Annotated in this window: 14 protein-coding genes and 1 riboswitch; of the genes, 8 read left to right on the top strand and 6 right to left on the bottom strand. The window is 69.3% G+C overall.

Annotated elements, in window-relative coordinates:
* Positions 1-26: 26 nt before the first annotated feature.
* Positions 27-497, bottom strand: coding sequence for an ATP-binding protein (locus tag IE325_RS26230; protein ID WP_190072512.1), 471 nt, complete (start codon positions 495-497; stop codon positions 27-29).
* 136 nt (positions 498-633) lie between these two features.
* Here IE325_RS26230 and IE325_RS46850 point away from each other — a divergent pair, with 136 nt between their 5' ends.
* The 6 genes from IE325_RS46850 (at position 634) to IE325_RS26205 (ending at position 7,776) form a co-directional block, all read left to right on the top strand.
* On the top strand, positions 634-960 hold the full coding sequence (locus IE325_RS46850; protein ID WP_308437680.1) for a helix-turn-helix domain-containing protein: 327 nt from the start codon (positions 634-636) through the stop codon (positions 958-960).
* Complete coding sequence (locus IE325_RS46845) at positions 936-1,451, top strand: DUF5753 domain-containing protein (protein ID WP_308437679.1); 516 nt, start codon at positions 936-938, stop codon at positions 1,449-1,451. Before IE325_RS46850 ends, IE325_RS46845 begins: the two co-directional genes overlap by 25 nt.
* A complete protein-coding gene (locus tag IE325_RS26220; RefSeq protein ID WP_190072511.1) occupies positions 1,448-1,696 on the top strand; it encodes a DUF397 domain-containing protein in 249 nt (82 codons plus the stop codon). Before IE325_RS46845 ends, IE325_RS26220 begins: the two co-directional genes overlap by 4 nt.
* A 289-nt stretch (positions 1,697-1,985) precedes the next feature.
* Entirely contained in the window at positions 1,986-3,086 is a 1,101-nt protein-coding gene (locus tag IE325_RS26215; RefSeq protein WP_190072510.1) for a hypothetical protein, read from the top strand.
* A gap of 126 nt (positions 3,087-3,212) precedes the next feature.
* Positions 3,213-6,938 (top strand): type I restriction endonuclease subunit R, encoded by a 3,726-nt coding sequence (locus tag IE325_RS26210; protein WP_190072509.1) that lies wholly within the window; start codon positions 3,213-3,215, stop codon positions 6,936-6,938.
* 28 nt (positions 6,939-6,966) lie between these two features.
* A complete protein-coding gene (locus tag IE325_RS26205; protein ID WP_190072508.1) occupies positions 6,967-7,776 on the top strand; it encodes a M48 family metallopeptidase in 810 nt (269 codons plus the stop codon).
* Between the two features lie 2 nt (positions 7,777-7,778).
* On the opposite strand, the gene IE325_RS26200 is transcribed toward IE325_RS26205, so the two are convergent.
* The gene (locus tag IE325_RS26200; RefSeq protein ID WP_190072507.1) at positions 7,779-8,831 is read right to left on the bottom strand and encodes a C40 family peptidase; all 1,053 of its coding nucleotides are present in this window, start codon (positions 8,829-8,831) and stop codon (positions 7,779-7,781) included.
* A 531-nt stretch (positions 8,832-9,362) separates the two neighbouring features.
* Here IE325_RS26200 and IE325_RS26195 point away from each other — a divergent pair.
* Positions 9,363-9,716, top strand: coding sequence for a hypothetical protein (locus tag IE325_RS26195; RefSeq protein WP_190072506.1), 354 nt, complete (start codon positions 9,363-9,365; stop codon positions 9,714-9,716).
* On the opposite strand, the gene IE325_RS26190 is transcribed toward IE325_RS26195, so the two are convergent.
* Positions 9,694-10,707, bottom strand: a complete 1,014-nt coding sequence (locus IE325_RS26190; protein WP_190072505.1) for a tellurite resistance/C4-dicarboxylate transporter family protein — start codon at positions 10,705-10,707, stop codon at positions 9,694-9,696. The genes IE325_RS26195 and IE325_RS26190 overlap by 23 nt on opposite strands.
* A 204-nt stretch (positions 10,708-10,911) precedes the next feature.
* A complete protein-coding gene (locus IE325_RS26185) occupies positions 10,912-12,081 on the bottom strand; it encodes a C40 family peptidase (protein ID WP_190072504.1) in 1,170 nt (389 codons plus the stop codon).
* An 8-nt stretch (positions 12,082-12,089) separates the two neighbouring features.
* A riboswitch (cyclic di-AMP (ydaO/yuaA leader) is annotated at positions 12,090-12,256 on the bottom strand.
* A gap of 363 nt (positions 12,257-12,619) precedes the next feature.
* On the opposite strand from IE325_RS26185, the gene pcrA reads away from it, so the two are divergent.
* Positions 12,620-15,121, top strand: coding sequence for a DNA helicase PcrA (pcrA, locus tag IE325_RS26180; RefSeq protein WP_190072503.1), 2,502 nt, complete (start codon positions 12,620-12,622; stop codon positions 15,119-15,121).
* A gap of 67 nt (positions 15,122-15,188) precedes the next feature.
* On the opposite strand, the gene IE325_RS26175 is transcribed toward pcrA, so the two are convergent.
* A complete protein-coding gene (locus IE325_RS26175; protein ID WP_229912040.1) occupies positions 15,189-16,724 on the bottom strand; it encodes a M23 family metallopeptidase in 1,536 nt (511 codons plus the stop codon).
* A gap of 282 nt (positions 16,725-17,006) precedes the next feature.
* A complete protein-coding gene (locus IE325_RS26170; protein ID WP_190072501.1) occupies positions 17,007-17,879 on the bottom strand; it encodes a lipase family alpha/beta hydrolase in 873 nt (290 codons plus the stop codon).
* Positions 17,880-18,527 lie beyond the last annotated feature (648 nt).

Below are 18,527 nucleotides of genomic sequence, written 5' to 3'. Positions count from 1 at the left end.
TATGCCCTACGCCTTCCTGCGCCTCGTCATCGCCGGCCCTCCGAGGCGTCAGCGGGCTTGTGCGAGAGCTCGAACCAGACAGTCTTGCCGATCCCGTGCGGTCTGGGGTCCGCGCCCCAGGCGTCCGCCAGCGCGGTCACCAATGTGAGGCCGCGGCCGGCTTCGTCATCCGGCCGTGCTTCCCGTGGCATCGGCAGCGTGTCGTTCGCATCCGTCACGGCGACGCGGAGGCGGTCGCCCGCCACGAGGCAGCGGGCCCAGATCTCGCGCCCCGGGGAGACCTTCGCATGGCGGTACGCGTTCGTCATCAGCTCGCTGAGTAGAAGTACCGCCGTCTCCGTCACCTCGTCCGGCAGCTTCCATGAAGTGGCCTGCTCTCGGAGGAGGTTTCGGGCTCTGCCCATGCTGCGGGCGTGGCGGGGCAGGCGCCACTCGATGTCCTGGGGGACGGCATTGGGGGAGTGGTGGGGAGCGGGGCCTGTGGGCGGCGTTGGCATGCGTGCTTCGTTCCTTGGGGGTGAGTCTTCGCCATTTGCAGTGATCAGGCTGCTGATTGGCGCGTAGCCTCGGGAGTAGCGGAACGGGTACACAGCGTGCTTGTACACGGTGTGTCTACGGGAGGCGGGTGGGTCCGTGGCTTCGGGGGAGTCCCAGCAGGCGCAGCAGAACTGGCGGTATTGCGGAGGGCAGATCAAGCTCTGGCGGGAGGAAACCGGGGTCAGTCGCCAGGCGCTGGCGGACGAAGCCGGCTACGACTACGAGTACGTCAAGTCGATGGAGTGCGGGAGGCGGAGGCCGACGCTCCGGCTGTTGCAGGTCGCGGATCAGATGTGCGGGGCGCGAGGGAAGTTGTTGGTTGGGCAGGAGTTCCTGAAGCCCGACCCCTTCCCGGCGCGGTCCCAGGAATACATGGCGATCGAGGCCGAGGCAATCACATGCAGTGGTACGAGCCGATGCTGATTCCAGGGCTGCTGCAGACGGGGGAGTACGCGCAGGAGTTGATCGGCAACGACTGCCCGCCGCTTGACGCGGAGACAGTGGCTGAGCGAGTTGCTGCCAGGCTCAGACGGCAGGAGAAGCTGACCAGTAAGCCGCTCGCGCTGTTCAGCTTCGTGCTTCACGAGGCCGCGCTGCGTGCTGTGGTCGGTAGCGAAGGCGTGATGAGGGGACAGCTTGAGCGACTTCTGGAGGCGGGGCAGCAGCGCAATGTCTCGATCCAGGTGTTGCCATTCCAGGGCGCTCCAGCGGCAGCGCTCAGTGGTCCTATCGTGTTGGTGGAGACGGCCGATCACGAGCAGTATGCATTCGCCGACGGTCAGGAGACGGGTGCGCTGTACGGCAGCGGGAACAAACTCAGCACCCTCATGCAACGGCATGGCCTGATCCGCATGCAGGCGCTTAGCGTTGAGGAGTCTGCCCGGTTCATCAGGAAGTTGGCGGAGGAGCTATGAGCGCCGAACTGGCGTGGTTCAAGTCGAGCTACAGCGATTCCTCGGGCAGCGCCTGCCTCGAAGTCGCCTACACCTGGCGCAAGTCCAGCCACAGCGGCGACTTCGACAACGCCTGCGTAGAAATCGCCGCCTGCCCCCACACCATCCACGTCCGCGACTCGAAGCTCGGCGCTCGAAGCCCCCGCTTCTCCGTCCCGGCCGATGCCTGGGTCACGTTCATCGCGTACGCCACCACCGGCGCCTGAGCCCCGGGCTTCGGACCCCGAGATCCGAGCCCTGTTTGTATGGAATGGGCGGTTGTTTCAACCCACCCTCCCGCCCTCCCTGCGCTTCAACCCCCGTGGTCGCCAGCCGACATGACTATTCGTGGTCGGCTTGCGACGCCGCGTCGTCACCCTCTAGCGTTCGCGACAACAAACAACCCCGGTCGGGTGCTACCAACACCCGCCGGGGTCTCACCCCAAGATCGAAACGAGCGATCTCGTGGCTTACGAAAACTCTAGCGTTGCCCTGCCCACACCCGCAGCGCATCCCATGGCCAAGCCCGGTTACGGCAAGCGTTCCGCCCCGGACCAGGAACCCCCGCGGCGAGGCGACTTCGACCATCTCCCCGCCCGCGAGGCCTACCTCGCCGCACTCCTCGACCGGCTCTGTGAGAACGCTGCCATGGACGCCAAGACCATCGCCAAGACGCAGCCCCTCTACGGTCAGCAGAGTGTCCGCAGCGCGCTCAACGAGCTGTCGCGGGCCGGACACCTGCGCCGCGTGCGACGCCGGGCCGAGACCGAACCCGACGGCGACACCGGAACGCGATGGGTGTTCCACACCTACTGGTCCCGCACCGCACGTGACAGCGAATGGTGGGCCCGGTACCTCGACGGTGACGTACCGATCGTGCCCGAGACGCCGACTCTCACCCCGTCCGCCTCCGGCCCCCAGGGCGCCGCCAGCGACGTACAGCCTCCCGCACCAGACCACGATGCATCACCGCAGCTCAAGCCCAAGCCGCAGCGTCACGCCAACCTCCGCCTCCACCCCGACTCTCACCCGCCCCGCCCCTCCACCGCCTACGACGCCCTCGCCCGCCTCGGCCTCCACGACCCCCGCCTCGCCCTCTCCTCCGCCGACTGCGCCGCCCTGGAGGAGCTGGCCGCCGACTGGCTCGTGCGCGGCGTGACCGTCGACCACCTCGTACGCACCCTGACGGCCGGGCTTCCCGAGCAGGTCCACTCGCCCAGGGCCTTCGTCCGCCGCAGGCTTGTCGACAAGCTGCCGCCCGAGCGACCTGCCGCCGCCGATGTCCAGCCTCCCCGCCCGGCGCCCCGCACGCTGATGGAGTGCACCGACTGCGGCGTACCCGGACGCCCGGAAGCCCTGCCCGGCGGCCTTTGCCGGGCCTGCCGCACCGGAACGGCCGCCGGGACTCCTGACCCGCCCGCGATCCCCACCCCCTCCACCACCCAACCGCCCGCGCCGCTCTCCCTCACCGACGTCCATCGAAACGCCGCACACCTGCGCCGTACCCTCGCTGCCCGGCACGATCCGCCACAGTCACGCCCCCAGCCGCAGACTCGGCTCCAGCCTCCCTGCTTGGCCGGAACTCGCCTGAACTGTCCAACTCCGCCCTCCCCTTAGCCCCACCTGCCGCAAAATAGAACAACGGCCAGCACAACCAGCCGGACGGTCAGTAGAGCCAGGGCCCGACCGAGGCCATGGCCTCGCGGAGCGCGCGGCACGCGGAACGGGGAAAGGCGCGAGCACATGGCACGGAGCAGGGTCGAGCTGGACGAGGTCGAGCAGCCGATCATCGACCAGCTGACGTCGATGGGGTGGCAGCACGTTCACGGGCCTGATCTCGCCGATCCGGACGGCGACGGCCGTGACTACGGCGACGTACTGCTCGTCAAACGCCTCAGCTCTGCCGTCCGACGGCTCAATCGCGTCACGGGCAGCGGCGAGACCTGGATGGACACGGCGGATGCCGACAGTGCCGTGGCCGCCTTGCGCCGGGCGGCTCGCAACGTCGCCACGGAGAAGCTGAAGGACGTCAACAGCGATGTGACCAGCCTGCTCCTGAGCGGAACTCCCTCCACCGGACACGAAGTTCACCACCAGGGCAAGACCGTTCATGTCCAATACATCGACTGGGAGTTGGAAGGGCTCAGCGACGACGAGATTCTGCGGAGGAACGAGTACCTCGTCGTCGACCAGCTGCGGGTGCGGACGGTCGACGGTGTGGACGTCGTCCTCGACCTCGTCCTGTTCGTCAACGGGATTCCCGTTGCCGTCATCGAATGCAAGAACCCGGACCGACTGGACCCCGTCGGTTCCGCGATCCGGGATCTGCGCGCCTACGCGGGCGTTCCATTGGACGACGACACCCGTGAGCTCCATGAACGACCGGGCGGCGTGCCGGAGCTCTTCGCGTCCGTGCAGCTTCTTGTCGCGGCGAGCGGAAGCGACGCCGCTCTCGGCACGATCACGTCGAGCGAGGAGCACTTTGCCGCCTGGCGCAGTGTGACGCCGGATTACACGGACGACGAGGCGCTGGCCCGCGCTCTGCAGAGGGCCAGGAGGGCGGATGGGAAACGGCGGCTGCTGGAGGAGGGGCAGGAGCCGACCGACCAGCACAAGCTCGTCGCCATCGTGCTCAAGCCGCGGAATCTGCTCAACATCATGCGGCACTACGTCTTCGAGCTTCCCGTCAAGACGAAGGAAGGCGAGCCGCCGATCACTGTCAAGGCAGTCTGTCGGCACCAGCAGTACCGGGCCGTCGAGAAGATCGTGCACAAGCTGCGGACCGGACGCACGCCTGAGGACCCCGCCGCCGAGGTCGACGAGCGTGGCGGCGTCATCTGGCACACCCAGGGGTCCGGGAAGAGCCTCACGATGGCCTTTCTCGCCCGCAGACTCCACACGAGCCGGGATCCGCGGCTGAATCGGTTCACCATCCTCGTCGTGACCGACCGCAAGCAACTGGAGCGGCAGCTCTCGGCGGCGGTGCGGATCAGCGGCAGCCCCGTACGGATCGCGAAGTCCCAGGCGGACGCGGAAGGGATGCTGTCGCGGGCCGGGAAACCGGGCGGGCGCGCGGTCATCTTCACGATGATTCAGAAGTTTCTCGGGCGGATCCCCGGTGTCGTGGGGGAGACGGCCGCCGACGACGACCGGGACCCGGCAGCCGAGTTCGCGGCGGCCCAGGTGCGCATGGATGAGGGCGGTGACGCGGAAGCGGCAGCCGACCCGGCCCCGGACGTGGAGGCCGTCGAGGGCGTGCGGCGCCGGTTCACCGAGTGCAGCGCGTCGAGGCATGTGCTGGTGCTCGTCGATGAGGCACACCGGTCGCACACGTCCGTGCTGCACGCGTGCCTGCGGGATGCCGTTCCGAATGCCGCGCGGATCGGGTTCACGGGAACGCCGATCATGAAGGGCCGGCTGACCGACACCGGACGGATCTTCGGGCTTGAACCGGATGACAGATTCCTCGATTCCTACCTGATGGACGAGGCGGAGAGGGACAAGGTCGTCGTGCCCGTCCGGTACGAGGGGCGCACGGGATCGGCCGAGGTGAGGGAGAAGGACGACCTCAACGCCAAGTTCGACGACCTCGTCGCGGGGCTGAGGGAAGAGGACAAGGGCAGGTTCCGCAACGGGCTGAAGCCCACCAGCCGCGATGTGGCCGAGTCCCTGCCGCTGATCCGCCGCAAGGCCATGGACATGCTGGAGCACTACGTCACCGGACCGCTGACCGGTGGGTTCAAGGCACAGGTGGCGGCAGTCAGCCGGCATGCCGTTGTCCTCTACCGGCACATGCTGAACGACGCGCGGGCCGAACTCCTCGCCAAGGTCAGGGAGTTCGATCCGGCGAGCTTGCGGCACAAGGATCTGAAGGACTACTCGTGGGACGAACTGGTGCTGCTGCGCGCGTGGCAGTACCAGGAGTTGCTGCGGCGTATCGACTTCATCCCGGTCATCTCGGCGGGCAGTGAGCAGAAGCAGGGACTGTGGCGGGAGTGGACCGACCCACAGCGGCAGCAGGAGCACATCGAACGGTTCCTGGAGCCCTTCCCGGAGCTGCCCCCGGACAATCCGTGGGTGATCGAGCACGTGCCCGAGCCCGACCCCATGCCCGGTGGCGGGATCAGGATGAACCCCTGGAGTGAGCCCGAGCCGTCCGCCGCATCCGGCACAAATCCCTGGAGCAGCACACGACCACGGCGGGCCGCATCCGCGTCGGACACGAACCCGTGGAGTGGGACGGAACAGCCGCCGATCGCCTTCCTTATCGTGAAGTCCATGCTCCTGACAGGGTTCGACGCCCCGATCGAGCAGGCCTTGTACCTTGACCGGCCGATCCAGGATGCCGAACTGCTGCAGGCCATCGCCCGCGTGAACCGGCCCCGCCAGGGCAAGCACGAGGGGCGAGTCGTGGACTACTACGGCGTGCTGAACGACCTCGCGGTCACCCTGCCCGCCTACAAGGGCGACGGATCCACCCTCCGTACTGTGCGGAGCCTCGCGAGTGAAGTCCCCGACCTGCGGAAGGCCGCTGGGGAGGTCGAGCGATTCCTGTCGGGCATGGGAATCAGCGACCTCGACTCGCCCGGAGGCATCACAGGCGGGATGCGCGCTCTGGGTAACGAGGACGTACGCGCCGTGTTCGACGAGAAGCTCGCCGATTTCTTCGACGCGCTGGAGCGTGTACTGCCCCATCAGGGGGCCCTGGAGCAGGTGCCGAACGCCCGGCGCTGGGCGCTTCTGCAGAAGCGTGTGCGCAGGCACTACCGGGATGCGCCGGGTGGTGAGTTCTCGATGAGGGCGTACGGCCGGAAGGTGCGGGCCATGGTCGCCGATCACCTTGAGCTGCCGGAGATCCAGCAGGTGATCGCGCCCGTGTCCATCCTCGCTCCGGACTTCGACGAGGCCGTGGGGCGGATCTCCGACGTGGAGGAGTCAGCGGCGGAGCAGGTTCAGGCACTCCGCTATCACCTCGAGGAACGCCGCGAGACGGAGGACCGGCCCGTCTACCGCACGCTGGCCGAGGAGCTCGAGAAGATCCTTGAGGAGTTCGACGGACGGTGGGACGAGATCAAGGTACGCATCGGTCCGATGATCGAGCGGGCCAGGAAAGCGGAGGAAGCCGATCCCGCCGTTGCCGATCTCAGCTCGGTCGAGCAGCAGCTGTACACGAAACTGTCGGAGAGGCTGGCCGAGGACCAGGCCTTCGACCAGCCCGGACAGGACTTCCTGCGGCAGCTGACGATCGATCTCACCTCGCTCATCTCCCGGCACGTCGCCAGCGCCGCATGGTCGGGTACCGAGTCGAGCCTGGACGAGCTGCAGAGCGCGATCTGGCGACAGTTGCGAGACGCCGGTTTGAAGCCGAGGGAGCGTGACAGGAAGCCGTTGCGAGACCTGTCCGAATCACTGACGGGGCACGCACAGAGGCACGCCGCCGCGTTCCGTGCGTTGAGGCGGGAGCGGTAAACGGAGGGACTGGCGGAAGCGGTGGACAATGGGCGGCGTGTCAGCCTCCGATCCACCCTCCAGTGACAACGGCAGTGACCGTTCGCCGCTCGTCGACGGCCAGACGCTCGTGACGGACGGCCGGGAATTCGCGGTGAGCGTGAGCGCCCGGCGTAAGCGACTGGGCCTGACGGTCGAACGGGACGGCTCGCTGACCATGCGTGTGCCCCAAGACTGTGAGATCCGGAGGGCCGAGGCTTTCGCCCGGAAGAGTCGGTCCTGGATCGAGGCCAAGCTGCGGCTGCGTGAGCAGCATCGCCCGGCGCACCCGGTGCGTGCGTTCCGAGAAGGTGAGACATTCCGCTACCTCGGGCGGGAGTACCGGCTTCTTCTCGTGGACGAGGGAGGCGCGCCGGTTCGACTGGTTTCCGGGCGCCTCGTTCTGGACAAGGCCGTTGCGGTGGAGCCGCGCCTGGCTCGGCGGGAACTTGTCGCCTGGTATCGCAAGTCCGGGCTGCGGTGGGCACAGGGGCGGCTCCAGCCGTGGGCGGCACGTATGGAGGTGCCTGAGCCCGCTGTGACCGTCCGGGACGTGGGTAACCGATGGGGGACCTACCGGCAGGGTGAAGGGGAGAACGGCAGGGTGGCACTCCACTGGGCCGTCTTCCAGCTGCCCTCGCATCTCGTCGACTACGTGATCGCTCACGAGCTCGCCCACATCAAGATCGCCGGACACGGTCCGGACTACTGGATGCTGCTCAGGCGCGCCATCCCCGACTGCGAGTCACGCAAAGAGGAGCTCGACGACCTGGGACGGCGGCTGTGGCTCGGCAAGATCGTGAGCGCGGGCGACGGCTGAACTCACGCAACCCGCGTCGCCCCCGCGAACGGCATCTCGTCCAGCGGGGCCACCCGGACCGGTGCCGAGGGGTTCGGGGCGTGGATCATCTGGCCGTCGCCGATGTACAGGCCCACGTGGCTGATGCCGGAGTAGAAGAACACCAGGTCGCCGGGGAGCAGTTCGGAGCGGGAGACACGGCGGCCGGCGTCGATCTGGGAGTAGGTCGTGCGGGGCAGGGAGATGCCCGCGGAGCGGTAGGCGGCCTGGGTGAGGCCGGAGCAGTCGAAGGCGTCGGGGCCGGTCGCGCCCCAGACGTAGGGGCTGCCGATTTTGGTGCGGGCGTAGGAAATGGCGGCTGCCGCACGGGAGTTGGGGGCCTGGGCGCCGAGAGGGACTCGGGCGTCTGCTGACGATCGGGTGGCGCGGTCCGTGAGGCGGGCCTGTTCTTCGGCGGTGAGTCGGCTGAGCAGGGTGCGGGCGGTGTCCAGCTTGCCGGTGATCGTCTTCGTGTGGCGTTTCAGTTCGGCCTGGCGGGACTTCAGCGAGGTCAGTTCGACGTGGGCGGCGCCGCGTAGCTGCTCGATCTCGCGCAGCTGCCTGCGGACGCTCGCGACGGACGAGGCCTGTCGGTTGCCGGCGCGTTCGGCGAACTCCGCGCCGTCGAGATAGCGGTCGGGGTCCTCGGAGAGGGCGAGCCGCAGGGCCGGGTCGACGCCGCCGTCGCGGTACTGTGCCGCAGCCATCGAACCGAGGGCGTCCCGCGCCGAGTTGAGCTTGTCCGTCTTGCGTGCTGCCTCGTCCTGAAGCGTCCTGATCCGCCGCTCGGCCGTGTCCGCCTCCTCCTTGGCGCCGTTGTACTTCTCGGTGGCGACCTCCGCTTCCTGGTACAGCTTGTCCACCTTCGCCTTGACCTGCGCCGGTGTCAGCTGGGGCTCGGCCTGCGCGGTCCCGTCGAAGCCGGTCGCTGTCGCCGCGCCCGCCAGCGCAATCGTCCATGCCGTGCGGGCCGTACTGCCGCCGATGCCTCCGATGCCGCCGGCCGAGCGCCGACGGGGCTTTCGGTGCGCTGCCACGTGGACTGCACGTCCTTTCGTACGACCGCCTCGCGCCCCGTATGCCCGCCGAGGCGGCGGGCGGTGGGCGTACCCCCGCCCCGGAGGAACGGCGGGCCCACGACCGCCTGGGGGGAGCGGACGTACGACCGCGCGGGGCGGGTTACGCGTCCGGCGGCGGCCCGCACAGGGGGAGCGGGCCGCCGCCGGACCTTTCTCGGCGGTGGTGTCCGACTGCCGCCCCTGGCCCGGGCGGCGGTGGGGAGCCGGTCACCTGGTGAAGGACGCTAAACCTCGCTGTGCCGGGTCGGTGACGGGTTGTGCGGAAGTGCTGGGAGCGGACCATGGGTGACCGTAAGTGAGCGTGATCCCGGGATGGGGGCGTCGAGTTCACGCTGTGTGCTGACCGATGTGGCGGTTCGGTGGGTGCGTGGGGGTGGCCGGGTGCTATGGCGCGCATATATGCGCTCCAGGGCCGGGCAGAGGGATAGCCCAGGGATCCGCGCGGGGCGGTGTCGGGTGGGTTTTCCGTGGTGGTTAGGCTCCGGCTCCATGGACGTACTCATCCATCTGTTCGTCGGACTGCACATCATCGGTATCGCCGCGCTGCTCGGTGGTTTCTTCACCCAGATGAAGGCGATGGGGCAGGGCACCGCCCGTTTCGTCCCCGCGATGCTGCACGGCGCGCTGACCATGCTGGTCACCGGGGTGATCCTCGTCGGCCTCAATCAGGCGGACGACCAGTCCGTCGACAACATCAAGATCGGCGTGAAGCTGGCGCTGCTGATCGTGATCCTCGGGCTCGTCTATGTGAAGCGGGACGAGGAGACGGTGGACAAGCGGCTCTTCGGGCTGGTGGGGCTGCTGACCATGGTGAACGTCTTCATCGCCGTGTTGTGGACGTGACGTCGGACCCGGGCCCGCTCCTGGACGCGGCGCCCCGGTAACTCTCCAGGGCGGCCGCCGCGACCGCCAGCCATGCCGCCAGCGAGACCCACATCAGTGCCTCGCCGGGAGTGTCGAGCCACGGGACGTCCACGGCGGTCGCGACGGAGAGGGTCGCCGCGGCCGTCATGCCCATCGGGAACACGGTCGCCCAGCGGCGCTCGTCGTAGCGCGGACGCGGCCAGACGAACTCTGCGACGAGCAGCACGGCGTACCAGATCAGGTCGAGGACGAGCACGGCGACGGTCACCGTGCGCAGGACACCGGCGTCGTCGTTGTTCCAGAGGTACAGGTCGGGGCCGTCGGCGTCGAGCAGTTTCGAGCCGGCCAGGGCGGAGATGGCCAGGGCGCCGCCCGCGATCCAGTGGTCGCCCGCGCCCCGGGCGATCTGGCGCAGGTCGAAGCGGAACAGGGCGACGGTGTACAGCACCAGGCCGAGCCAGAACAGCGCGAGTGCCGTGTGCGCCAGCCAGGCCGTCCTCTGAGTCGCGGCGAGGGTCGCGCCCAGGACGACCAGACCCTGTGTGGCCACACAGCCGAGGAAGACCGCGCCGGGCATGTGATGCCGCCAGTGGCGTACGACGGTGAGCAGCAGGCCGGGCCAGAGCAGCGCCGCGAGAGCCAGGAGGGCCTCGGCGAGGACCTCCCAGCCGAGGGCGGTGAAGCGGGCGCCGAGGACGGTCGTCGCGGCGACGGCGGTCAGCGCGGCCGGGGTGGCCGCCTCCTTCCGCCATCGAGGGCGGTCCCACAGCAGCCGCGCGGCGAAGTCACCGGCCAGGGCGAGCCAGGCCGCGCAGGCAAGGGCCAGGAAGACTCCGGACAGGGTTTCGTAGCCCGTCTGATGCTGGGCCACCGAGAGGATGCCGGTGGCCATGACGGCGGCGCCGGCTGTGGGGGGTCGCTGCGACCACCAGGTGCGGAGGGGGGAGGCCTGGGTGGTGGTGGCGGGCATGAGGCCGATGCTATGGCCGGGGTGGCCGTATGCGGGGGCGTGCCGTCGGCGTGCCGTACGCGGCTGCGGCGCCGTGGGGGTGCGTCGCAGCCGCGTACGCGTGTGCGTGCCCGGCTGTGGTGCGCCACGCGTGCGCGTGCCGGGCTGTGGTGCCGTGTGTCACGCGCGCGTGTCCCGGTGAAGGCCACGCGCGCGTGGCGGGCGTCAGGCCGGGCGGACCACGCTGTGGATCGCCGACTCCCCGTCGTAGTAGATCGACTCCTCGCGGACGTACGCGCCGGGCTTCGGGGCGTGGATCATCATGCCGTTGCCGATGTAGATGCCCACATGGGTGACGTCGTCGTAGAAGAAGACCAGGTCGCCGGGCTTGGCGTTGGCCAGGGAGACCGTGGTGCCCGCGTTGACCTGGTCGTAGGTGACGCGCGGGATGTCCACCCCGGCGGCCTTCCAGGCGGCCTGGGTGAGGCCTGAGCAGTCGTAGGAGTCGGGGCCGGTGGCGCCCCAGACGTACGGCTTGCCGATCTGGGAGCGGGCGAACGCCAGGGTCTTCTCGGCCTTCGTGGCGTACGAGGAGTCCGACGACGAGTCCGAGCTGCCGGAGTCGGCCGGGGGCTGGGTGCTCTCCTGCTGCTGGGCGGCCTCGGCCTCCTGGCGCTGACGCTCCGCCTCCGCCTGCTGGCGGGCCAGCTCGGCCGCCTTGCGGGCCGCCTCCTCCTGCTTGCGCTTCTCGATCGCGGCGAGGCGGGCCTTTTCCTGCGCCGTCAGCTTGGAGAGAAGTTCGCGTGCGTCGGACAGTTTCGTCTGGACGGTCGCCTTTGCGGTCCGCAGGTCGTTCTGCGAGTCCGTGAGCGTCTCGAGGCTGTCGGTGGCCTCCTGGCGCTTCTTCATCGTCGCGGACTGCTGGGTGAAGTACTCGTCGACCGATTCCTTCTGACGGTCCGTCATGCGGCCCATCAGCTGGCTCTGGTCGAAGTAGTCCTGGGGGGTATCCGCCAGCAGGAAGGTCGCCGTGTCGGGGGCGGAGGCCCCGGTGCGGTACTGGGCGGCCGCGGAGCGCCCGAGCTCCTCGCGCGCCTCGTTGAGCTCCTGGGTGCGCTTGGCGACGTCGTCAAGGAGGGTGTCGACGCGCTTGCGCTGCTTGGTGGTCTTCTCTTTGGCCGAGTTGTACTTCTCGGTCGCCGTCTCCGCCTGGCGGTAGAGGTCGTCGACCTTCTTCTCGACCTCTTCCAGGCTCGGCTTGTCGTCCGTGGACGGGCTCGCGTTGGCCGTCTGGGACAGCAGGGCCACGGATGTGAGGGCAGCCGTGGCGAGGGCGGGGGTGCGTATGCCGGCTACGCGCGTGCCCGCGGGGCGGGACTTGCGGTGCGACGCCAAGGGAGGCGACTCCTTCCATGCTCCGCCTACCGAGTTAGCTGTCGGGTTCGGGCGGGTGGTTCGGAAGGGTTGCCCTACGGCCGTTCCCGGGAGGGGAGTTCGGCCGATTCACCCCAAGTTCGGTGGGTCCCCGGCTCCGGTCGCCATGGCGTACCGGACTCAGCGGAGGCCGTGCGGCCCGGCGTCGTTCGCCGGAGGGGGTCGTACGGCCTGTCCGGCACCGTAGCCAACTCGTGTGGCCCCTGTGAAGGTTGATGTTCGATATGCCCGATACATTTCCGTGACCTTGTGGTTGAGGGGTGTCGAATGCGGGCGGTCCGGGACTGTGTGCGGCGGTGCGGGCGATTCGTGACGGGTGTTCGGTTCCGCCGCGTATGACGGCTGTATGGATGGGCCGGTATGGATCGTGATGTCGTGGTCACGGAGGGTGGGGAGGTTTCACGGCGGGCCCGGAGTGGAAGATCATCCGGTTCCGGACCGGGTGATGTTCTCGGGGTGGCCGCGGGCTGTCAGTGGGGCGGCCTAGACTCGGAGAGCGATGAGCAGCCTCTTTGACGACAGCTTCCTGGCGGACCTCCAGGCCCCTCGGGCCCATGGGGAAGAGCCCCCGCCACCGCCCGAGGACGATCACGCTCCGGAACCGGTTCCGGACGATCTGTTCGGCGGGAAGTTCGACGTGCCACCGGACCGGGACGGCCCCGGCGGGGACGGCTACTACCGCGACGGCGCCCCACGCCCCGCCATCGACGCCGCTGCGCTCCTGGAGGGGCTGAACGACAACCAGCGCGCGGCCGTCGTCCACTCCGGCACCCCGCTGCTCATCGTGGCCGGGGCGGGCTCCGGCAAGACCCGGGTGCTCACCCACCGCATCGCCCACCTCCTCGCCGAGCGGAGCGTGCACCCGGGGCAGATCCTCGCGATCACCTTCACCAACAAGGCCGCGGGCGAGATGAAGGAGCGCGTCGAGCAGCTCGTCGGCCCGCGCGCGAACGCGATGTGGGTGATGACCTTCCACAGCGCCTGTGTGCGCATCCTGCGCCGGGAGAGCAAGAAGCTCGGGTTCACCTCGTCCTTCTCGATCTACGATGCCGCCGACAGCAAGCGGCTCATGGCGCTCGTCTGCCGTGATCTGGATCTCGATCCCAAGCGTTTCCCGCCCAAGTCCTTCAGCGCCAAGATCAGCAACCTGAAGAACGAGCTGATCGACGAGGAGGACTTCGCCGCCCAGGCCACGGACGGCTTCGAGAAGACCCTCGCGCAGGCGTACGCCATGTACCAGTCGCGGCTGCGGGAGGCCAACGCCCTCGACTTCGACGACCTGATCATGACGACGGTCAATCTGCTGCGCGCCTTCCCGGACGTCGCCGAGCACTACCGCCGCCGCTTCCGCCATGTGCTGGTGGACGAGTACCAGGACACCAACCACGCCCAGTACGCCCTGGTGCGCGAGCTCGTCGGGACCGGCGAGCACCCTGTCGACGTGCCGCCCAGCGAGCATGACGTCCCGCCCGCCGAGCTGTGCGTGGTGGGTGACGCCGACCAGTCGATCTACGCCTTCCGCGGCGCCACCATCCGCAACATCCTCCAGTTCGAGGAGGACTACCCGGACGCGACGACGATCCTGCTGGAGCAGAACTACCGCTCCACCCAGACGATCCTGACCGCCGCCAACGCCGTCATCGAGCGCAATGAGTCCCGCCGCCCCAAGAACCTGTGGACCAACGCGGGCGCGGGCGCGCGCATCACCGGCTATGTCGCGGACACCGAGCACGACGAGGCGCAGTTCGTCGCCGACGAGATAGACCGACTGACGGACTCGGGCGACGCGAAGGCCGGCGATGTCGCCGTCTTCTACCGGACGAACGCCCAGTCCCGAGTCTTCGAGGAAGTCTTCATCCGCGTCGGCCTGCCCTACAAGGTCGTCGGCGGGGTCCGCTTCTACGAGCGCAAGGAGGTCCGGGACGTCCTGGCCTACCTGCGGGTGCTGGCCAACCCCGAGGACTCCGTGCCGCTCAGGCGCATCCTGAACGTGCCCAAGCGCGGCATCGGTGACCGCGCCGAGGCGATGATCGACGCCCTGTCGCAGCGCGAGAAGATCAGCTTCCCGCAGGCCCTGAAGCGCGTCGACGAGGCGTACGGCATGGCCGCGCGGTCCACCAACGCGGTCAAGCGGTTCAACACGCTGATGGAGGAGCTCCGTACGGTCGTCGAGTCGGGGGTCGGACCGGCGACCGTCCTGGAGGCGGTCCTCAACCAGACCGGGTATCTCGCCGAGTTGCAGAACTCCACCGATCCGCAGGACGAGACCCGCGTCGAGAACCTCCAGGAACTGGCCTCCGTCGCCCTGGAGTTCGAGCAGGAGTCGGGCGAGGGCGAGGCCCCCGGCGGGCTCTCGGACTTCCTGGAGCGGGTCGCCCTGGTCGCCGACTCCGACCAGATCCCGGACGAGGAGGAGGACGGCTCCGGTGTCATCACCCTGATGACCCTCCACACCGCCAAGGGCCTGGAGTTCCCGGTCGTCTTCCTCACCGGCATGGAGGACGGCGTCTTCCCGCACATGCGCGCCCTCGGCCAGACCAAGGAGCTGGAGGAGGAGCGACGGCTCGCGTACGTCGGCATCACGCGCGCGCGTGAGCGGCTGTATCTGACCCGCTCGTCCCTGCGCAGCGCGTGGGGGCAGCCGTCGTACAACCCGCCGTCCCGCTTCCTGGAGGAGATCCCGGCGGCGCACGTCGACTGGAAGCGCACCGGGGCGACCGCGCCGGTTCCCTCCGGGCCCGCGTCCGGAGTCGCCGCCTCGCTGTCCTCGTCCCGCTCACGCTCCTCCGCCTCCGGCGCCTCCGGCTTCGCCACGCGCCGCACCTCCGAGAAGCCGGTCGTCCAGCTCGCCGTCGGCGACCGTGTCACGCACGACCAGTTCGGACTCGGCACCGTGACCGGGGTGAAGGGCACCGGCGCGAACGCCGAGGCGACGATCGACTTCGGGGACACCAAGCCGAAGCGGCTGCTGCTGCGGTACGCGCCGGTGGAGAAGCTGTAGCACCGACAAGTGCGCCCCCGCTGCCGCTTTCGGCGGGCGGGGGCGCGTAGCAGGCGAGCGGTGTCGCTTACGAGGGGTCGAGGCCGTGGCTGCGCAGCCAGGACAGCGGGTCTATCGCCGAGCCGCCGCCCGGGCGGACCTCGAAGTGCAGGTGCGGGCCGGTCGAGTTGCCCGAGTTGCCGGAGTACGCGATCGGGTCGCCGGCCTTGACCGTCGTACCGGAGGCGACGCGGTAGCTGGAGAGGTGGCAGTACCACGTCTCCGTGCCGTCCTTCGCGGTCACGATCATCATGTTGCCGTAGGCGCTGTTCCACTGTGTGCGGACGGTGCCGTCGGTCGCGGACATCACCGTGGTGCCGTACGAGACCGGGAAGTCGATACCGGTGTGCACGGACATCCAGTTGATGCCGGACTGACCGAAGTAGGCGCTGAGCCCGTGCTGGGCGACGGGGACCGCGAACTTCGGGCGCAGCCGCTCCTTGCGGGCAGCCTCCTCGGCGGCCTTGCGCTTCTCGGCCGCCTGCTGCGCCTTGAGGTCGATGCGCTCCTGCGTACGGCTGGCCCGGTCGGCGAAGTCGTCGGCGCCGGCGGAGAGGCTCTCCAGCTGGGTGTCCAGCTTGTTGTTCGCCGTGGACGGCTTCACGGCCTCGCCCTCGGAGGCCAGCGTGGACGCGTCCTTGTCGTCGGTCAGACCGCCGACGGAGGCGGCGGCGATCCCGGCGACGCCCATCACACACGCCGAGGGCACGGCGATCGTCAGCAGCGCGGAGCGCTTGGGGGGCGTACGGCGGCGGGAGCGCGACCCGCTGCGGGAGGCGGCGCGCGGGGAGGGAGCCGGGGCGGACTCCTCCTGGCCGTCGAGGAGCGGGGCGGGCGTCTCGGCGGGGTAGTCGCCGGTGCCGGTCAACTCGGCTTCGTGCTGGCCCGGGTTGTCGTAGTCGGCGGGACCGGCGTAGGCCGTCGGGTCGTCGTAGCCCGCCGGGTCGTCGTAGGCCGCGGGGTTGCCGTGCTCGATCTGCTCGAAGTGCGCGGTCGCCTGCTGGTCGAAGGATTCTGCTGACTGCTCGTAGTCGCCGGTCGTGTGCGCGGTGCCGCCGTCGGAGTTCCACTGCGTGGCGTCGTAGGCCCCGGTGTCGAAGGCCTGCGTGCCCCATTCCCAGTGCTGGGTCTGGTCAGTCGGCACCCCGGACTGGTCCGGCTGGAGCCAGGCGTTCGCGTCCCACTGCCCGGAGGCGTCATGGCCGTTGGCCTGCTGCGGGACGAAGGCGAGTCGCTCGTGGTCACCGGTCCAGGCCGTGGTGTCGTACGCGCCGCTGTCGTACCCGGCGTGGTGCTGGGCCGCGTACGCGTCGTAGTTCACGGTCTGGTGACTGCCCGTCGACCACTGCGTGGAGTCGTACGCGCCGGTGCTCTGCCCGGGGAGGCTCCCGAAGAGGGGGTCCGCGTCGAAGGTCGGCGCGGCGTGGTCGACATGCCCGGCGGTGGCAAAACCGTTGGCGTCGTAGGCGGCGTACGTGGTGGAGTCACCGTAGTGGGCTTCCTGAGTGCCGTACGACGCGTAGTGCGCCGAGGCGGCGTCGGAAGCCGGGGTCGGAGACGTCATGGTCCCCGACGGGTGACGATCGTTCACCAACTTCTCTCTCGCCTCGACAACAGGGGCTGCCAGAGCAGTGCGGTGACTGTACCCGGCGGTACGCGGGCACGACAATCTTCGGCAGGTTTCGCGCCCGAAGGAAACGGGCATTCGGCCGTGTTTTGGCGGACTGCGGGCGCGACTTTGGCCTTGTGTTCGAAGATTGTTCGATGCTGAACGACGTCGGGCGACGTCGTCCGGCTGTCCGGGCGCTGTGTGTCGAGTGTGCGCGGTCGAGTGCGGGCGGGGGTGTTACGCCACTGTCAGGCCGTCGGCCTTGGCGGCGGTCCCGGCCGCGGGCTCGGCTCCCGTGCCGGTGGCGTCGAGGGCCTGCCGTATTCCGGTGGCCACGGCGGGGTGGACCGGCAGGGCGAGATGGCCGACGCCGCTCACGCGGACGTTCTGCGCCAACAGGTCGGGGTGGTCGATACAGGCCGTCTCCAGCGGGTCCATCAGATGGTCGAGATCGCTCCAGAAGCTCACGAAGTGCGTACGGCAGCCGGGTGCGGGGCGGGACAGCTCCTCCAGGATCGGTGAGCCCGGGCGCATCTGGCGCACGATGGGGTGCGCGTTGGCCAGCGGGACGACTCGGGTGCCGGAGTGCGGTGTGCCGAGCGTGACAAGGGTGCGGACCCTGAGGTCGCCGCCGAGGCGCTGCACGTAATAGCGCGCTATCAGCCCGCCGAGGCTGTGTCCGACGATGTCGACCTGGGTGCTGCCGGTGCGCTCGCAGATCCCCTCGATGTGCCGGCCCAGCAGCTCGGCGGCGGTGCGGATGTCGCAGGTCAGCGGCGAGTAGTTGAGCGACTCGACCTGGTGCCTGCCGTGCTGGGCGAGGCTGCGGCGCAGCAGGACGAAGACCGAGCGGTTGTCGATGAAGCCGTGCAGCAGGACGACGGGGGGTTTGGTCTCCGTCGGCAGCCGGGCGGCGTCCGGCGGGGGGAGCGCGGGGGTGGTCCGGCGCTCCTGGGTGATGCCGGAGGGGTAGAGGAGCAGGTGTCCGGCCAGGATCGCGAGCTCCAGGGCGGTCGCCTTCAGCAGGGCCAGGGAGAGGCCGGCGAGCCTGCTCGGGAGCAGACGCCGGTAGAGAGGGAGAAAGGGGAGTGCTGCCCCGGTGACCTTCATGGCCGACCTCCTTGTGGCACGCGGGAGGACGGCTCCGGCCCCCGTGTGCCCTCGTGGGAGGTCGCGGCCGAGGTATCGGCGGGGGCATGAGGAGGGCGCGTGGGGCGGGCGAGGCGCGCGGTGTGTGAACCGGCCCTGGTGGCCGAGGTGCGCCGATGACCTGACGGGGCTCCCTGCCGGTGTGGCGACGAGGCTTCCCCGCTGTCGTGCCTTACCTGCCCTACGTGCCCTTCGTGCCACCGTCGATGCGCCGCACCTCCCCGTCGCGCGGCCCGGCGGCGCGGTGGTGCGGCGACCTCGTTGCGGCTCCCGTTGCGCTTGGTCCCGCTGCGACGCGTGCACCGCAGACTTCTGCGGCCCGTGTGCCGCAGTGATGTGGAACGGTGCGCGGCGAACGTGTCCCACCGTGTGATTTCCCCCTCGCTCTGCACCGCGAAACTGCCGGTTGCGGGATGCTGGCGATAACGTTCGTTCACTTCTCCGGGCGGCGTGGCCCGGGGCGTCCGTGCCGCGACGGCCCGTCCGGTGCGATGAGCAGCGGAGAGTGCGATACACGCACCATGTATGACATGTGCCGTGACTGCGGCATAACTCATAAATGAGCGGTGCTTTTCGGTACGGATGGATCTAGTCGCTTCATGGAGGCAG

This window comes from Streptomyces lanatus (assembly GCF_014655715.1).
GTDB classification, from domain to species: Bacteria; Actinomycetota; Actinomycetes; order Streptomycetales; family Streptomycetaceae; genus Streptomyces; species Streptomyces lanatus.
The sequence above is the reverse complement of the archived record's forward strand: the minus strand, read 5'-3'. Positions and strand labels throughout refer to the sequence as shown.

What these genes read in the sequence shown, in the direction of transcription:
- IE325_RS26230 (WP_190072512.1), bottom strand. Translation starts at nt 497, where the DNA reads ATGCCAACGCCGCCCACAGGCCCCGCTCCCCACCACTCCCCCAATGCC.
- IE325_RS46845 (WP_308437679.1), top strand. Translation starts at nt 936, where the DNA reads ATGCAGTGGTACGAGCCGATGCTGATTCCAGGGCTGCTGCAGACGGGG.
- IE325_RS26190 (WP_190072505.1), bottom strand. Translation starts at nt 10,707, where the DNA reads ATGCCCGCCACCACCACCCAGGCCTCCCCCCTCCGCACCTGGTGGTCG.
- IE325_RS26195 (WP_190072506.1), top strand. Translation starts at nt 9,363, where the DNA reads ATGGACGTACTCATCCATCTGTTCGTCGGACTGCACATCATCGGTATC.
- IE325_RS26175 (WP_229912040.1), bottom strand. Translation starts at nt 16,724, where the DNA reads ATGACGTCTCCGACCCCGGCTTCCGACGCCGCCTCGGCGCACTACGCG.
- IE325_RS26210 (WP_190072509.1), top strand. Translation starts at nt 3,213, where the DNA reads ATGGCACGGAGCAGGGTCGAGCTGGACGAGGTCGAGCAGCCGATCATC.
- IE325_RS26205 (WP_190072508.1), top strand. Translation starts at nt 6,967, where the DNA reads ATGGGCGGCGTGTCAGCCTCCGATCCACCCTCCAGTGACAACGGCAGT.
- pcrA (WP_190072503.1), top strand. Translation starts at nt 12,620, where the DNA reads ATGAGCAGCCTCTTTGACGACAGCTTCCTGGCGGACCTCCAGGCCCCT.
- IE325_RS26170 (WP_190072501.1), bottom strand. Translation starts at nt 17,879, where the DNA reads ATGAAGGTCACCGGGGCAGCACTCCCCTTTCTCCCTCTCTACCGGCGT.
- IE325_RS26220 (WP_190072511.1), top strand. Translation starts at nt 1,448, where the DNA reads ATGAGCGCCGAACTGGCGTGGTTCAAGTCGAGCTACAGCGATTCCTCG.
- IE325_RS26215 (WP_190072510.1), top strand. Translation starts at nt 1,986, where the DNA reads ATGGCCAAGCCCGGTTACGGCAAGCGTTCCGCCCCGGACCAGGAACCC.